This window comes from Streptomyces sp. NPDC107498 (assembly GCF_055582805.1).
On sequence record NZ_JBVJPE010000011.1, the window covers coordinates 58,943 to 73,802 of the forward strand.

Genomic DNA, 14,860 nt, shown 5'->3' on the forward strand with positions numbered 1-14,860 from the left:
CCACCGGAAGAGCCGCCTGACCTGGGCGGCACCCCCCTCTCCCGGCCTGGCGTCAGCCGGTGCCGGCGTCCATCGCCCGCACCAGTCCGGCGGGCCGCATGTCGGTCCAGACGCTCTCGATCCGGTCCAGACACTCCTGGCGTGATCCCTCGGGCCCCGCCGGTTCCCAGCCGCCGGGGACGTCGAGGTGCGCGGGCCACAGCGAGTACTGACGCTCGTGGTTCACAAGGACAAGGAAGCGCCCTGACTCGTCGTCGAAAGGATTACTCACGTTCCCCTACCTGTTCTCGGATGTCTTCCTGGTCGTTTCCGTACGCGTGCGCCGTGATTGTCCGCGCCCTTCCTGCTTTCCAGGAGTGCGTGTGCCACGTCCGCCGGACGCACCGGCATTCGTCCCGACCATTCGGCCCGGCCGCCCCGGCCCTGCGCACCCCTCACAGTCCACGCCGCGGCCTCCGACCGACTTCCCCCGGAAACAGCGCTCACACCCCTCACACTAAAGGATTCATGTCGGCCAAGGGTTTGAATCCGCCCGCTACTTGCGGGCGATCCGGAAGATCAATCCGTCAGGAATGGGCGTCAGGCATATGCAAAACAAGGCGTCCCCTCACATATTCGGCCACTGTTTGCTCCTTTTGCAGGGAAGCCGCCCGTTATCGGCCGAGCGTTTCCGCCACACCGCGCCTCGGCCTGCCGACCCCCCGCTCCGCGCCCCGTGAGCATGCCGCGCGCTCCCGTGCGCCGGGTGTGCGCCCCGTCGCCGAAGCAACCTCGGCGGGCGCGCCGCCGTCCCGGAACGCCGGAGGGACGGGGCGGGCTCCGTGGGCGGACCGTCTGCCCGGTCAGCGCCGAGACGGGCGCCGACAGGTGGAGGGACTGACGCCCATCGCCTCGCGCAAGCGGTGCCATGAGCCCGCCATGGTCAGCCCCACGCGGCCGCCCACCGCGTCGCTCGTCCGGTCCGCGGACTCCGGCAGTGCGGCGCGGGCGCGGACCCGCTGGTGGGTGAGCCGGCGGCCCGGCGGCAGCCCCGTAGCGTCGGCGAATCGGCGTCCGAACGGCCGCACCGACAGGTGCGCGATGTCGGCCAGGTCGTCGGCGGTGACCCGGCGGAGGAGGTGCAGACAGACGTCGATGCCGGCGCCGGTGACGACGGAACCGTGATCGACGTGGAGCACCGAAGCGTTGACCTTCACCTCAGGACGGCGTTCCCGCAGCAGTCGGGCGAAGCTCCAGGGCCTGGTCCCCCCCCCCCTTGCCGTCGAGCAGACCGGCGGCAGCGCGTGCGAACGCGCCGTTGCAGAGGGAGACCACCCGTGCCCCGCGTGCGGTCGCGCCGAGCAGCGCGTCCAGGACGGTCGGCAAGACGTCGCGGCGGACGTCCGGGACCCCGGGGACGACGACGGTGTCGGCGTACCGGAGCCGGTCCAGTCCGTGGTGCACCAGGACGTCGAAGCCGCCCACGGTCCGGGTGTCTCGGCGCACGCCTCGAACCGGTGCCGCCAGGCCACGTCGAGCTCCGGCCGGGGAACCGCGAACACCTCGGCGACAGTGGCCAGTTCGAAGGGAGCCGTGCCGTCGCACGCGAGGCAGGCGATCCGGTGGGGGCGTAAACGGAATCCCGGCGGTGCACGCCGTTTCCGCCCCTGCCGGACGGCAGTGTCGAGGCGTCGGCCTTGCCGCATGACCGCTGAACCGCACGACGTCCTCGACGGCGAGGGTGACGACCAGGACGACGAGGCCGCATCTGGAGGTCCGCGGAGATCTTGAGCAACACCAGGGGCCCCGGACACCACCTCCTGCAGCCCGCTTCAGTCCAAGACCACCATGGTCAGGAGCAGCAGGGCGAAGAGGGCGGCGCTCGCCAGCAGGAGCGGGAGAAGGGTGCGCCACCGGCGGATCCGGAGATCTCTGCGCTCGGCGCGGGTCAGCGGTGGAATGGTCGCGGTGCCCTCCCGGACCTTCGAGGCCAGCTCGTGGACCGCCTCGGCCGGGTACTTGTCCACGTTCTGGGTGCCCTGCCAGCCGCCCTTGCCCGTGACCCGGTGGGGGCGCAGCGCCTTCTCCAGGGCGTCGTACGAGATCCCCCTGGGGAAGAGCTTGCGCGCTGTGTAGAAATCGAGAAGACGACGCTCCGGCGTCTCGGTCACGGTGTCCCCCTCCGCGCACGGGCCGCCATCGTGGGCCGGGCCCGGGCCGCTCGTCAAGGCCACAGGACGTGGCCTCTGCGCGGGCGTCGACCCGCCCGGGCACGAAGACACCTGCGGCATGGGTGAACAGGACCGGACCTTCCCGATTGCCGCCCTCACGATGGCCGACGGCACAGCCGACGCCCCCGGGAGGGCCGAGTCGGCGTGGCAGCAGCTCGGCAGTGGCGGCACGGAGGCAAAGAAGCCGGACGGGCCCGGCGGTGACACAACAGACCGAGCGGCGGGGGCCGGCGACATGTCAGCGACAGCGCGCTGCGGCCATCCCGGATCCGACTGCTACCCGCCCCTCCCGTCCCGGCGACTGCACTGCTGGTACACCGGGGCCGTCCGGGGAGGTCGCGCAATGAAACTTCTCCTCGAAAACCGCTTCGTCACCACCCGCGGCACCCAGTCGCTGAGGGGAATGGTTTCTCTGCTCCCTGTGCGCGGGGGGGCTTGCTACTGGCTCGGGCCCGGACAACGACAAGCCCCGGTACCACGTCCAGGTCATCGCCGAGCGGCCCGTCGACCAGACCGTGTCCGTGATCGCCGGGGCGCTGTGGGAGTTCCCGCCCGCGGCGTGCGGCCGGCACGGCAACCAGCTGTCGATCATGCGGTCCAAGCGCTGGTCGGTCGAGTCCTACAAGGAGTTCGCCAAGGTCGCCGAGAAATACCCGAAGGCCGGCGTCCTCATGGCGACGTCCAACTTCTCCTTCGGCATCAAGATCGAGGACGACTGGCTCGAACGCACCAAGATGCTGGAGCTCGAGAAGCTTTCCAAAGACGGGGAGATCCAGGGCTTCCGGCGCATGACCGAAGAGGACCTCAAGAAGGTCCCCGCCTCCTTCAAGGTCAAGGACGGCCACCAGCTCACCGTCCCGGCGGTTGCCCCCCATCTACATCCGCTGGCTGCGCGCCCAGCTCAAGGAGCTTCCCAACGTCACCCTCACCTACGGCAAGCGCATTACCGACCGCTTGGTGTCGCAGAGCGCGAAGCTCCGCCAGGAGTACAAGGTCGACGCCATCGTCAACGCCACCGGCATGGGCGCCGCCGAACTCGGCGACGCCTGCATGGTCCCCCTGCGCGACGCCCTGGTCCGCGTCCCCGTCGAACGCTTCCCCGAGCCCCCGAAGACCGCCTACGCCCTCTCCAAGACCGCCCACCAGCAGGACATGGTCTTCATCGTTCCCCGCAAGACCCACCTCATCCTCGACGGCCTGGTCGAACCCGGCGAATACGACACCCACATCGGCAAGGACTGCCAGCCCGTCAAGGACATGTTCGCCCGCAACAAGCGCTTCGCCCCGACCTCCTCAAGGACATCGAACTGTCCGACACGGACGTCGACGTCATCGCCGGACTGCGCCCCTACCGCGTGGAGAACGTCTGCGTGGAGAGGGAGTACGGCTTCGACATCGTCCACAACTTCGGCCACGGCGGCAGCGGCTTCAGCCTCTCCTACGGCTGCGCCCGCGAGACCATGGGGTTCCCGGAGAACATGGAGGGCGCCTCCTTCCGGTCCGTCGACCTACGGCCGGCCGCCCTGCACCAGCACCCCGACGTCGACGCCGACCTGCCCGCCCCCACGTTCAGCACCGTCCAGCTCGATGGACAGCACGTCTCAGTCGAACACCCCGTTTACAGCTGACTGCCCCTCCACTGCAGCACCCCGGCCGGTGCGCCGGGGCTGGGCACCGGCCCCACCAGCCCCTCCCCCAGCGACGCACATCGATCGCTCTGGTCCACCACGGCGAGGCCGATGAGCAGCAAAAGGATCAGGTTGGCCTCGTACGTTAGCCGCGTGGCGGCCGGCTGCTACCGGTGGCGCGGGATGGTGACCCGGACCTCCGCCAGGACGACGCCGGTCACCGGGTCGCGGTGCACCGGGGCGTAGACAACACGGTGGATGCTGACCGGGCTTCCGGCGACCGACTTTGTTCACGAGTTCTGGTTCTGGTTCTGGCACGCCTTCTGTGGTGTCGAGCCGAATCCCGATGCCCAAGGTCGGAGCGCACGGGGAGCCAGCAGGCCAGCGACTTGGGCCGAGTCGGACGGGAGCCCGATCGGCGCAGCTCCACAGAAGGTGTGCCAGAACCAGAACTCGTGAACAAAGCCAGAGCGGCTCTCGTCGCCCCGTGTGTGGGGGTGAGGCGGGCCTATGCTGAAGCCGGACCTTTTCGGGGGTTTCGGTGGCCGGCACTGTACCACCCTCTTCGGCGGCACGGTGCCGGCCTTTTGCGTGCCCGCGCGGGTCTGGGCTACGCCCCCGAGGCGGCCCGGGGATCTGTGAGCTGTCGGGACATGCCGAACGGCCCGCACCATCGCCCAGTGGTGCGGGCCGTTCGGCGGCCCAGGAGCCTGCCGGACGGGGGGGTACCGGCAGGTCCTGCCTATCCAGAGCGGTTCCATGCGCTCGATCCCCTCATGCCCCCGCGCCCGGATCCCACACCCCCGGCTTTCCGGGGGAAGAACCCCGGGGCCGGTCTCGGGGAGCGGCAGGGGGGTCAGGTACGTACACCTGATGCCGTCGGCGGGGTGTCATTCCACGACGGCCTGGCCATGCACACGAGAACGGGTTCTGCCCAACTTCTGCGGAGCCCTCGCACTCTGTAACCTGCCGGGACTGGATGGCCCTTCCTCGCTCGCTGACAGACCTGTTGGGGATCATGCCCGGCACCCACGGTGCAAGCGGGAAGACCTCCCTCTCGGTGGCGGCTGTCGTCCAGATGCCTGGCCAGGTCACCTGCACGGCCCGACCGGTGCCTTCGCCACAGGCACCTTGGCCCACTGCGGCGTGCGGTCGGAGCACGGCATCCGACAGGACGGGAGCCCGAAGGCCGGCCGCCCACGGTCCTGCCCCCGAGCGCGGGCGGCCGGCCCTGTCCCTCTCGTCCCTCTGCTTCAGACCGCTTCGGTGAGGCCGTCGACCGCGGCCACGACGTCAGGGTAGTGCTTCAGCGCCACGCAGGCCTCGCCCAGCTCGGGGTCGCGCTCCGAGCCCTCCAGACCTCCGGCCCTGCTCATCGCCTGCGTAGCGTCTTCCACCTGCACCGCATGGGGTAGCAGAACCAAACAACAGCGCGTCTTCGACAGTGCATTCTCCTGCGGAGTTCTCAGGCGGCGCTGCGGATCCGGGCGCCCCTGCCGGTCCTGGCCTGGAAACAGATCACTGGCAGGGCCCGGCCTTCCAGTAGTACTCCGCAATCTCCTCGCGGTACTCCTGGTCGGCGCGGTGCCGGTCGGGCAGGAACTGCGGGGCGTCTTCGACCTGCCCCCGGCTCAGGTTCAGATGGAGCGTGCGTCTGACAGGGTCGAGCCGCGTCACCGCACCGGCCGGAATCAGCAGCTTTCCGAAGATCCATCCATCCGCCTCCACGACCAGGAACGCATCACCCGTCTCGTCGGCATACTCGTCCACTTCGCCGACAGGCCCGTCAGCGGCCTCGACCCGCCATCCGGCCAGGTCGAGGTCGGCCAGTTGGCCGCACGACGGGGCGAAGCTCCACGGGTCGTTCGTCATGACCGATGCTCCTACGGTTCAGCGGGCCAGGAGCTCATCGAGCAGGTCGTCGAGGTCGACGGACTCCTCTCCTTCGCCCACGACGTCGTACGTGCGGGTCAGGAATCCCTTCAGCGCTCCGGCCTCCGCGAAGAGCACCGCACGTCCCTGGCTCTCCGCGGGGTTGCGCAGTCCGATGCGGATTTCGTGGCCGCCGACCCGCGGGTGGGGGCGGAACGTGACGTCGCCCTCGCCTACCGGCCGGCGCAGTCCGTCGGCCAGCATCTGCCGGTCGAACTGCCAGGAAGCCAGGACGGTCAGACCGTCGAAGAAGTCCACCTGGACCGCATACGGGTGGTCAGCGGAGTAACCGAAGCGGGCAAAAAGCGGCACCGTACTCTCGCCCGCATCGAGACGGACAGCGATCAGGCTGGATACGCAGGACATGAGGGGAGCCTCTCCAGGTGGGTGGCACAGCGCGCGGTCCGCATGCCCCGTCCCTCTGTACTCATTCCTGAAGAACGTCTCAGGTTGACGAACTTCACGCTTCGGCGTGAACCTGGCACCGTTCCGTACGGGCTTCCCGAGGTCGGTGCCCCTGCAGGGCTGGATTCTGCGTACTGCTACGACCCTGGACTCCATAAGGACCAACGGTCCTCCTTGACCGAATTCCGGCTGCTCACAGCCTCGCCTGCACGACAGGAGGCTGCGCCGGCATGACCGAATCCCTGGATCGTTTCCTCCGGACCGCCTCGCCCACGGATGAAGACGATGCGGCAACGCGAGGTCCGGACGGGTGAATTTGTGTCAAGATCATGGGATGTTGCGACTCACCGACTTCATTATCGACTGTCCCGACACGATGGAGCTGGCGGCCTTCTACTCCGCGGTGACGGGCCGTCCGATCAAGGAAGACAGCTCGGCGGACTGGGCAGGCATCCGGTTCGGCGAGATCGAGCTGGCATTCATCCGGGTGGATGACTACCGCGCTCCGCAGTGGCCCGACACCGGCCACCCCAAGCAATTCCACCTCGACTTCGAAGTGGACGACATCGAGTCCGAGCAGAGCCGCGTCGTCGCCCTCGGCGCGACGCTCAAGCAGGACTTCATCGGCCCCAACGGCTACGGCTGGCAGGTCTTCACGGACCCGGTCGGGCACCCTTTCTGTCTGTGCCGCAACAAGGGTGTCATCTGGGGTGATCAGGGGCCGGTCTGGCCCGAGCGCGGCTAGGGCGTTTCCTTCGGATTTTCCGGTTGAGCCCGTGGCGCCCGGCACTGCACCTCGCCGCGTTGTCGAGACACCCGAGTACGTCCAGTACGCGGGTGTCCCTCCGCCTTGCGATGCACGGCACCGGACGACATGGACTTGACCGGCAAGGTCCCAAAGAGACGGCCTAGTGCTGTGACCGCATACGTTGACCGGGTTGGGCGACCGTGAGGTGGTGGGGGCCAACCTCGCGGCGGGAGCGTCCGCTTATGCTCAGCTCGTGCAGCCGCCTTTCGATAGAAGCGATCCGTTGATCACGGCGTTCCCAGTGGAGCTCGCGGGAGACGCTGAGGCAGTTCTGGCGGTCATGCCTGCTTCTCGCCTCCGGCCGGCAGCGTCGTTTTCGGTCGTTGTAGAGGGCCAGCAGGTGACCATCCCGGGGCGTCTCTACAACGACGAGCCGCCGCCCGACGCGATGGCGTCGCTCTCGCCGCGTCAACGGCAACTTCTGCACTGCCTGTACTCAAGGCACTGCGACGGGATGGTCAGGCAGCGCCACCTGGCGAAGGTCGTTGACTCCACGGACCCGTGGGTCGTCCCGTTCGTCGTGCAGCTGGTCGGCGAGTACGTCTTGGAGATCCTCGTCGACATCTGCGACGGGCTTCGTGATCTTGCCGCTCCGGGCGCCCGGGGCCACGTCGCCTATGGGCAGTTCATCGTGGACAACCCGGCCTTCTTCGACCGTACTCAGCGGCGGGTCGTAAGCTACTGGAGCTGCTACTACCGTTCCGCCTATTCGAGTTTCCGGGGCTACCCAGGGTCTACTTTGCTTGACCTCCTTCGGTCCGCTGCCTCCGACAGGGCAGGGCATCCCTGGCCCGATCTCGCTCCTTCAGCAGGCGCCAGGGTGGACGGCTACCGCTAAGGCCGGCCGGCAAGGTTCACCGGGTTGATCAGGCTGCGGCAGCGGCAGGTCGTCCGCCCCAGCGGACGCCCTTCTCGCTGCGGACCCGGGCGCGCTCACGCCGTTGAGCTGCAAGGACATCGGGATGTCGTGCGTTCTTGTTGCGCCAGCGCAGGTAGGCGTGCAGGGCTCGGGTCTGGACTGTGTGGTTGCCGTGGTGGGAGTTGGCGATGGTGAACTGCCGCAGCGGCCCGAAGTGGGCCTCGATCGGGTTGGCCCAGGACGCGTAAGTCGGGGTGAAACACAGCTCGACGCGGTTCTTCCTCGCCCAGCAACGGATCTTCTCGCCCTTGTGCGCGGAAAGGTTGTCCAGGATTACGTAGATAGGAGCGCCGTCCGGACGTGCGGCCCGGATTGACCTCAGTGCGGCCAGGGTGTTCGCGGCTCCCTTCTTGCGGCGGTTGACGCCCCACAGGGCGTCGTCGCCGACCGAGTAGCAGCCATGGAAATACCGGATGCCGTGAGTGCGGTGGTAGGTCGCCGGGTGCCGCTCGGGGTGACCGGCGGGGGCCCAGCCCGCACCGCCAGTGGGCCGGATGCCGAGCGGTCCGAACTCGTCAAAGGCGAAGACCCGGTCCGGGAACCGGTCCAGGACCTCCTCGATCCGGTCCAGCTTCGTCTCGCGGTCGGGGTCCGGGGATTCCTTCCACGTCTTGGTGCGCTGGAAGGTGACGCCGCGGCGGGCGAGCAAACGGCGTAACGCCTCGCGGCCGATGCGGATGACGCGGCCGTGGACTTTCCGCAGGTAGGCGGCCAGTTTGCGGATGGACCAGCGGGTGAAGGGCTGGCCGAGCTTGGTCGGTCGGTTGGTGGCCGTCTGGACGACGAAGTCCTCGTCGTCAGGACTGAGCAGGCGGGGACGGCCTCCCGCCCATCGAGGGTCCAGGCAGACCAGGCCGATCTCGTTGAACCGATGGATCACATCCCGGACGGTGTCCTCGTCGGCCTGCACCAGCTGGGCGATCACCGGGACGCGGTTTCCGCCAGCCGAGGCCAGCAGCATCATCGCGCGCCGGTAGCGAACCGAACTGGTGCTTCCCCGGCGCACGATCTGCTGCAGCTTCTGCCCCTCCTGGTCGGTCAATCTGCGCACACGGACAGGCTCGGCCACCGCGCCTCCAGCGGGTCGGATCGGACGTCACCGACATCCAACCGCCCCGACCACCAACCCGGCGAACCTATGCGGTCAGAGCACTAGCTGTGCTGTTCGGGAACGTTGGTGACACGCGTGCTGGGTTCTTGAACGGGTGAGGGCCTCCGGGTTCGGTGTGGATTGCGACATCTGCACCGATCCGAGGAGGCCCTCGTACCCCGCCGTAATGCCCCGCTGACCGAGACCCGGCGTCTTCGCCTGGTCCACCGTGTCGTCGAGGGCGGCTGGCCGCTGCGACGGGCAGCCGAGCGTTTCCAGGTCAGCCACACCACCGCCGCCCGCTGGGCCACCCGTTACCGACAACTCGGCATCGCCGGAATGAGTGACCGCTCCAGCCGGCCCCACCACCAACCCCTGAACGTATCAGTGAGGGCCGCGTCGTTCGCGAGCTGCGAAGCGCGGCGAGCAACTCGTCTCGCATCGCGCCCTGAGCCGATTCCAGGACCCGACCGTGAAGGCGTTCCTGGACGCACGGCTGCGTCGGGGCTGACTCGGCCTCCTGGCGGCACCGCCGGCACGACTGCAGGGCGTCGGGAACGGACAGATGCAGCCAGCGTCTGGCATGCCGCGCCGAGATGCCACACAGCGTGCTGCGCGCGCCCGCCGCATGCTCGACACCCGGGGCGCCGTTCACTTCGCAGGCACCGAATCGGGTCGGCTCCCGCGCTGTGGAGAACGACCAGTCATCCTTCGGGGCGTCGATCACGCGGGCAAGCATGTCACAGCCTCCCCTTGCCTGGCCTTGACCACCGACATCGCGGGTTCAACCTGAGTAACTGCTCATTGCAGAATGAGGTTCGGATGCAGGCGGGGACAGAGACCGGCCTCTGTCCAGTCCCGCTGGCGCCGCCAGCACCTCACCCCGCTGCCGCCGATCGTCTCGGTCGGTGCATCCGCCCAGGTCACACCCGTGCGCAGGACGTAGACGATTCCGCGCAGAGCCGCACGGTCATCCGCCGGCACCCGGCCCGGACACCGCCGACGCCGCGGCGGGCGAGGTGGGATCAGTGGGAGGGACACAGTTCCACAGGCCATCAGACACAAGATCATCCGACACCCGCAGAGCTCTGCCGCCCACCCGCCCCACTGCCAAGGCCTCGAACCAAACTCATTCTGAAATGATCAGTAAGTGCTTGTTCACTCTGGTTGTCACAAGGGCCGGGATGTTGTCGGTGGCGGCCGGTACGTTGCGGTCATGGGTGTCTATCTGGTGAGTGTCGCCGCGCAGGACTGGTCGCGGCCGGGGGAGGACGGATACGGGGACATCGCCGCCGCGCTGAACATCGAGCTGAAGCGGCGCGGACTGCCCCCTTACGAGCTGCGGCAGGCCGCACGGGAGGCGCCGGGCTGGTTCGAGGAGAAGGTCAGCCCGTCCATGGAAGGCTTCGTGGCGCTGTGCAGGACGCAACTGACCGACGCGGAGCTGTCGGCCCTCCTCGACTGGAGCGTGCTGGTGCCGTTCGCGCTGGAGGAGGAGATCGTCCTCCCCGTCGGCACCGCGTACTCCGGCGAGGAGACAGCGGTCGCCGGGGCCCCGCGGGTGCTCGCCCTGGCCCAGGGGTTGGCCGATGCTGTCCGCCTGCCCCTGGATGCGATACCGGCGGGCGAGAACCTCGCGTTGAGCCTGTGGTTCCTGGAGGGCGGGGCGGAGCGGACCGCCCGGGTGCGGCCGGGACCGTGGGCCGAGGACCGGGACGCAGCCTTCTACGTGGCGCTCTACCTACGCGCCGCGCAGTACTCCCTGCAGTATGGATGCCCCATGACCTACTCCTGAGCCACGGCGGCGGCTGACCGGCCGTAGAGGCCGTACACGGGTCCGGGCCGGGGCCGGTGGGCGGCGTCGGGCCTGCCTCCGACGAGCGCCGGCGGGCGCGGGACGGGTCCGGGCGGGCACAGCGGGTGGTGGAGAGGCGATAGTCCATCAGCAGATCACGTATGGTCTTCGGCTCGCTGATATTCAGGCGGTGCGCAGCGGTGGAAGTGGCCGTTGTCTCTCATCACGAGCACCATCGCCGCGACATCGAGGACCGCCAGGGGGACGTCCAGGGCGTGGGCGACACGGGTCCGTATCGCGGCTGCCGCGGCCCGGGCCCGCTCCAAAGGGTGTCGACGAGGTGGGCGGTGCTCCGTGGCGTGACCTGCCGGAACGGTATGGGTCGTGGCAGACGCTCTGTGAGCGGTTCGCCCGTTGGGAGCCGCGGAGTGGACCGTGGCGGTCGACTCCATGATCAACCGAGCCCACCAGCACGTTGCCGGAGCCCGCAAACCGGACGGCCCCGCCGCAGGCCTGACGCGGTCCTCGCGGACAAGGCGTACTCGTCCCGGGCCATCCGACGGTCTCTGCGGCATGGAGGCATCCGGGCGGTGATCCCGGAGCGGGCGGGTCAGAAGGCCGATCGTCTGCGGCGCGGGTGGGCCGGTGGCGGACCGTCGGCCTTCGACCGAGAACTTCTGCAAGGACCGCATCGTGGTCGAACGCTGCTTCAAACGCCTCCAGCAGTTCCGCGCGATCGCCACCCTCTTCGGCAAACTCGTCGCCCGTTACTGCGCTTGAACGCGTGATGTCGGCCAGTCGTCCATGATCAGGCCGGCTGCGATCATCCCGCCCGGGAACGAGCCGGTGCGGTCCGTAGACGGGTGATCTGGGCGCGGTTGCGGGCCCGGGTGGCCCGGCGCTCCCCGGCCTCGGCGAGTATCGCGGCTCTGGCTCCCTGACCACTGGCGTTGACCCCTTGCATCCCCGGCTTCTCGTGCGCGGCGCCATCGACTGACCGGCTTCGTCCTCGAAGACGATCCAGCCGTCGCACGCCGTCGCGGTGTTCTTGCCAGCGGCCGGGTCTCCTTCTTCCCTGCCTCGACCGCCTGGTCGTCGCGTCAGATCGACGGTCGGTACCTGTGGTGACGCCTCCGAGAGCGGTGGGACGTGAAATCTTCGGTCCGTCGACGATCACGGCAAATGATCTTTGTGAATGCGCACCCTGCCCGCAGGACATGGCTGGACGGGCGACGGCACGACCACGACGAGGGTGACGTATCCGCCGCCGGCCGGTCAGCCGTCGCTCCGGCTCCTCCAGTCCATCAGCCGGGGTCGCGTGCCGGGGGTCAGCGCGATCCAGATGGACTCGCTCTCCCGAATGACGTAGATCTCGTCCTTCCGCGCGTCCCAGTTGCGCGGCACCACGAAGTAGCGGCCGTCGTGTTCCGTGAGCAGCCGCAGATCTGAGTACCGGTCAGGGTGCAGGAGGTTGTTCGGGAGCTTCTGTTCTCGCACCGAGTCCGTCGGCAGGCTCAGTGGTTTGGTGCTGAGAACGAGGACTCCCGCCCATCTGGTGACGTCCGCAGCGTGCGCCTGGGCGTCCTGCCTGCCCTGCTGCCAGGCCACATTGGTCACCGTCCAGAAGAGGAAGACGCCGGCGGCGAAGACGGGCACAGCCTGGCGGCGGAACCCTTGCGGACGCCGCCCCTCGGCATCCCGGCACTGGCTCAGGAGAAGTCCGACGGCGATGGTCAGGGGTCCGGCCCAACCGTACGGCTGGATCTCCTGCCACAACGCGAGCAGCACGATCCCCACGACCACGAAGAGCGGGTACCAGCGCGCCGCGGCAGCCTCGATCCGCGTCACCCGACGGAGTCGGCGGCTCCACGGGACACAGACCAGCAGGGCCACGCACCCCGCCACCATGATGTCCAGGTTCAGCAGGTTCAGGCTCTCCAGGGCGACCTGGCTGAACCCCAGGTTCAGCGAACCCCAGGTTCAGCGAACCCCAGGTTCAGCGAACCCCAGGTTCAGCGAACCCCAGCGGAGATGGAAGTAGTCGTAGTACGTGCTGGTGTAGATCGCGCCGATGTAGAACATCAGCGCGGCGATGAACGTTCCCTGAGCGACGACGATCTTGATGAGGGCGGACGGCCCGTAGAGATCGCCCCCGGCCTGACGCGGCGGTTTCCCGGCGCCGGGCGGGGGCTGCTCCGTCCCGTGCGCGAAAGGCTCGCTCACGTGTCCTCAGGGGCTGGCCCCGGGGACGGCTCGGTGTTCCCCGACGAAGTCTCCTCGGGCGGCGGCGAGGTGCCCGGCTCGAAGGGCGGCTCGGTCGTTTCGGCGGCGGTCTCCTTCGGCGGGGGAGGCGGAGGAGGCACATAGCCCCCGGGCGACGTGTCGGTCGGATCCCGCGTCTCCTCCGTCGAAGGACCGTTCGTGTCCTGCGCCGGAGGAGCATCCCGCTCCTCGGACGGCCGGCAGGACGGGTGAAGGCGTCCCACGCCCCCTGGTCCGCCTCTCCGCCCGATCGGACGCCCGTCAGTCACCCGTCAGTCACCCGTCAAGCCCCGCTTTCGCTCCCTTCTCGCTCCGTACGCAGTCGCACTCGACGGCCGAGACGGGAACGCCGACCGCCCCCGGCGGGTGGTGCCGGGGACGGGGAGTCATCCCTGCGCGAGCGGGGAGCAGCGTTGGGCGCTGCCGACCGTTCGCGCAGTGCCCGGACCATCCCCGCGGGTGTGGGGAGCAGACCGAGGTCCCCTTGACGCCCGCTCTCGGCTGCGACCATCTCCTCGGGTGCAGGGAGCAGGGCCGGCCGTCATCGGCGTACCCGCCGGGCCGAGGGTGCAGAGCAGGGTGCCGGACATGATTTCTCGAGCACCGAGTTCAAGGCCCTTCAGACGGTCGCCCTGATCGCCGGCCACAGACGCCGACAGATGCCTGACCCCGGGTTCGGGGCCCGAATCGCCCCCACCCGGTGGCGTCGCACCACTCGATCGTCCGTTCCCGGAGACCATGGGGACATGGGCGTCATCCTGCCGGTCCTCTTCGCGCTGTGCGCGGCGTTCAGCAATGCTCTGGCCACCGTGCTCCAACGGCGCGCCACGCTGACCGCCCCCCGATCGGACTCCTTCCGCCCCGGGCTGATCCTCGACCTGGTCCGCCGGCCCGTGTGGCTGGCCGGGATCCTCGCCGTGATCGTCGCGGGGGCGGGGCAGGCGGCGGCCCTGGCGACGGGTGCGCTGTCCCTGGTCCAGCCGCTGTTCGTGCTCGAACTGCCCCTTGCCCTGCTGATCGCCTCGGCAGCGGCCCGCGAACGCCTGCCCGGGCGCCTGTGGGCGGCCGTCGCGGCCGTGGTGTGCGGACTCGGCGTAGCGTTGTCGGCCGCCGCGCCCGACGGAAACCGCACTCGTGTCGAGATGGACCGCTGGCTGCCGGCGCTCGTTGTCTGTGCCGTCACCGTGGTGGTACTCGCTGCGGCGGGACTGCGCCGCCCGCCGGGCCGGGCGCGCGCGGGCTGCCTCGGCGCGGCAACCGCGATCTGCTACGCGCTGACCGCCGCCCTGATGAAGACCTCCATGCACATCCTCGGCAGGGACGGTCTCGTCGGCTTCCTGACGTCCTGGCAGACCTACGCGTTCTGCGGAGCCGGGATCGCGGCGGTACTGCTCCTCGAACACGCCCTCCAAGGAGGCCCACTCGTCGCTTCCCAGCCCGCCCTCACCCTCGGCGACGCCACGGTCAGCCTGGCCCTCGGTGTGCTGCTCTACGGGGAACACATCCGGACCGGATGGTGGCTGCTCCCCCAACTGGCCGGCATCGCGCTGATCGTCACCGGGGTCTTCGCCCTCGCGCGCAGCGGGGTCAGCTCGGACTGAACCGGCCGCACCGGAGTGGGAGATGTCGAACTCCTCCAGCCACCAGGTGAAATCGTTCTCGCTGGTGACCAACAGCTCGGTCCGACCCGATCCGATCCGGTCCGCTTCGCGGGCCGGGCTCTTGCGCTTCGCCCCAGGGTTGGCGGTCTCCGCTGTGCTCCAGCCGCCTGAGGTACTGCGCGCCCTGACGGAACGACAGCAACAAGGGCA

Annotated in this window: 17 protein-coding genes and 3 pseudogenes; 7 read left to right on the forward strand and 13 right to left on the reverse strand. The window is 69.0% G+C overall.

The annotated features are described in order from the left end of the window. Positions 1-52: 52 nt before the first annotated feature. From ACZ66Z_RS20325 to ACZ66Z_RS20345, 5 genes are all read right to left on the reverse strand, one after another. The gene (locus ACZ66Z_RS20325; protein ID WP_391909941.1) at positions 53-271 is read right to left on the reverse strand and encodes an MbtH family protein; all 219 of its coding nucleotides are present in this window, start codon (positions 269-271) and stop codon (positions 53-55) included. A 571-nt stretch (positions 272-842) separates the two neighbouring features. Then, positions 843-1,178: a hypothetical protein gene (locus ACZ66Z_RS20330; protein WP_469935797.1), complete on the reverse strand. Its 336-nt coding sequence runs from the start codon at positions 1,176-1,178 to the stop codon at positions 843-845. 19 nt (positions 1,179-1,197) lie between these two features. After that, entirely contained in the window at positions 1,198-1,485 is a 288-nt protein-coding gene (locus ACZ66Z_RS20335; RefSeq protein ID WP_469935799.1) for a type 1 glutamine amidotransferase family protein, read from the reverse strand. Positions 1,486-1,811: 326 nt separating this feature from the next. Further along, a complete protein-coding gene (locus ACZ66Z_RS20340; RefSeq protein ID WP_469935801.1) occupies positions 1,812-2,150 on the reverse strand; it encodes a hypothetical protein in 339 nt (112 codons plus the stop codon). 431 nt (positions 2,151-2,581) lie between these two features. Continuing rightward, on the reverse strand, positions 2,582-3,055 hold the full coding sequence (locus tag ACZ66Z_RS20345; RefSeq protein WP_469935803.1) for a hypothetical protein: 474 nt from the start codon (positions 3,053-3,055) through the stop codon (positions 2,582-2,584). 525 nt (positions 3,056-3,580) lie between these two features. On the opposite strand from ACZ66Z_RS20345, the gene ACZ66Z_RS20350 reads away from it, so the two are divergent. Further along, positions 3,581-3,838 carry a hypothetical protein gene (locus ACZ66Z_RS20350; RefSeq protein WP_469935805.1) on the forward strand — a complete coding sequence of 86 codons (258 nt, stop codon included), beginning with the start codon at positions 3,581-3,583 and terminating at the stop codon, positions 3,836-3,838. Between the two features lie 1,253 nt (positions 3,839-5,091). Here ACZ66Z_RS20350 and ACZ66Z_RS20355 read toward each other — a convergent pair. The 3 genes from ACZ66Z_RS20355 to ACZ66Z_RS20365 all read right to left on the reverse strand — a co-directional run bounded on the left by ACZ66Z_RS20355 (position 5,092) and on the right by ACZ66Z_RS20365 (position 6,331). Further along, complete coding sequence (locus tag ACZ66Z_RS20355; RefSeq protein ID WP_469935807.1) at positions 5,092-5,214, reverse strand: hypothetical protein; 123 nt, start codon at positions 5,212-5,214, stop codon at positions 5,092-5,094. A 142-nt stretch (positions 5,215-5,356) separates the two neighbouring features. After that, entirely contained in the window at positions 5,357-5,710 is a 354-nt protein-coding gene (locus tag ACZ66Z_RS20360) for a PRC-barrel domain containing protein (RefSeq protein WP_469935809.1), read from the reverse strand. Between the two features lie 18 nt (positions 5,711-5,728). Continuing rightward, entirely contained in the window at positions 5,729-6,331 is a 603-nt protein-coding gene (locus tag ACZ66Z_RS20365; protein WP_469936240.1) for an SsgA family sporulation/cell division regulator, read from the reverse strand. Positions 6,332-6,509: 178 nt separating this feature from the next. On the opposite strand from ACZ66Z_RS20365, the gene ACZ66Z_RS20370 reads away from it, so the two are divergent. Then, positions 6,510-6,920 carry a VOC family protein gene (locus ACZ66Z_RS20370; protein WP_469935811.1) on the forward strand — a complete coding sequence of 137 codons (411 nt, stop codon included), beginning with the start codon at positions 6,510-6,512 and terminating at the stop codon, positions 6,918-6,920. A 256-nt stretch (positions 6,921-7,176) separates the two neighbouring features. Continuing rightward, entirely contained in the window at positions 7,177-7,821 is a 645-nt protein-coding gene (locus tag ACZ66Z_RS20375; RefSeq protein WP_469936242.1) for a hypothetical protein, read from the forward strand. A 28-nt stretch (positions 7,822-7,849) separates the two neighbouring features. Here ACZ66Z_RS20375 and ACZ66Z_RS20380 read toward each other — a convergent pair whose 3' ends face one another. After that, positions 7,850-8,971, reverse strand: a complete 1,122-nt coding sequence (locus tag ACZ66Z_RS20380) for an IS630 family transposase (RefSeq protein WP_469935813.1) — start codon at positions 8,969-8,971, stop codon at positions 7,850-7,852. A 171-nt stretch (positions 8,972-9,142) separates the two neighbouring features. Here ACZ66Z_RS20380 and ACZ66Z_RS20385 point away from each other — a divergent pair. Continuing rightward, positions 9,143-9,385, forward strand: a pseudogene (locus ACZ66Z_RS20385) (leucine zipper domain-containing protein); the annotation flags it as partial. A 408-nt stretch (positions 9,386-9,793) separates the two neighbouring features. Here ACZ66Z_RS20385 and ACZ66Z_RS20390 read toward each other — a convergent pair. Beyond that, a complete protein-coding gene (locus ACZ66Z_RS20390) occupies positions 9,794-10,063 on the reverse strand; it encodes a transposase (protein ID WP_469935815.1) in 270 nt (89 codons plus the stop codon). Between the two features lie 145 nt (positions 10,064-10,208). Between ACZ66Z_RS20390 and ACZ66Z_RS20395 the strand changes: the two genes are divergently transcribed. Beyond that, a complete protein-coding gene (locus ACZ66Z_RS20395) occupies positions 10,209-10,787 on the forward strand; it encodes a hypothetical protein (RefSeq protein WP_469935817.1) in 579 nt (192 codons plus the stop codon). A gap of 346 nt (positions 10,788-11,133) precedes the next feature. Further along, a pseudogene (locus ACZ66Z_RS20400) lies at positions 11,134-11,564 on the forward strand (transposase); the annotation flags it as partial. 159 nt (positions 11,565-11,723) lie between these two features. Here ACZ66Z_RS20400 and ACZ66Z_RS20405 read toward each other — a convergent pair. The 3 genes and pseudogenes from ACZ66Z_RS20405 to ACZ66Z_RS20415 all read right to left on the reverse strand — a co-directional run. Next, positions 11,724-11,887: pseudogene (locus ACZ66Z_RS20405) on the reverse strand (IS630 family transposase); the annotation flags it as partial. A 175-nt stretch (positions 11,888-12,062) separates the two neighbouring features. After that, positions 12,063-12,635: a hypothetical protein gene (locus tag ACZ66Z_RS20410; protein ID WP_469935819.1), complete on the reverse strand. Its 573-nt coding sequence runs from the start codon at positions 12,633-12,635 to the stop codon at positions 12,063-12,065. Positions 12,636-12,767: 132 nt separating this feature from the next. Continuing rightward, positions 12,768-13,010 (reverse strand): hypothetical protein, encoded by a 243-nt coding sequence (locus ACZ66Z_RS20415; protein WP_469935821.1) that lies wholly within the window; start codon positions 13,008-13,010, stop codon positions 12,768-12,770. 785 nt (positions 13,011-13,795) lie between these two features. Here ACZ66Z_RS20415 and ACZ66Z_RS20420 point away from each other — a divergent pair. Beyond that, positions 13,796-14,650, forward strand: a complete 855-nt coding sequence (locus ACZ66Z_RS20420; protein ID WP_469935823.1) for a DMT family transporter — start codon at positions 13,796-13,798, stop codon at positions 14,648-14,650. Positions 14,651-14,860 lie beyond the last annotated feature (210 nt).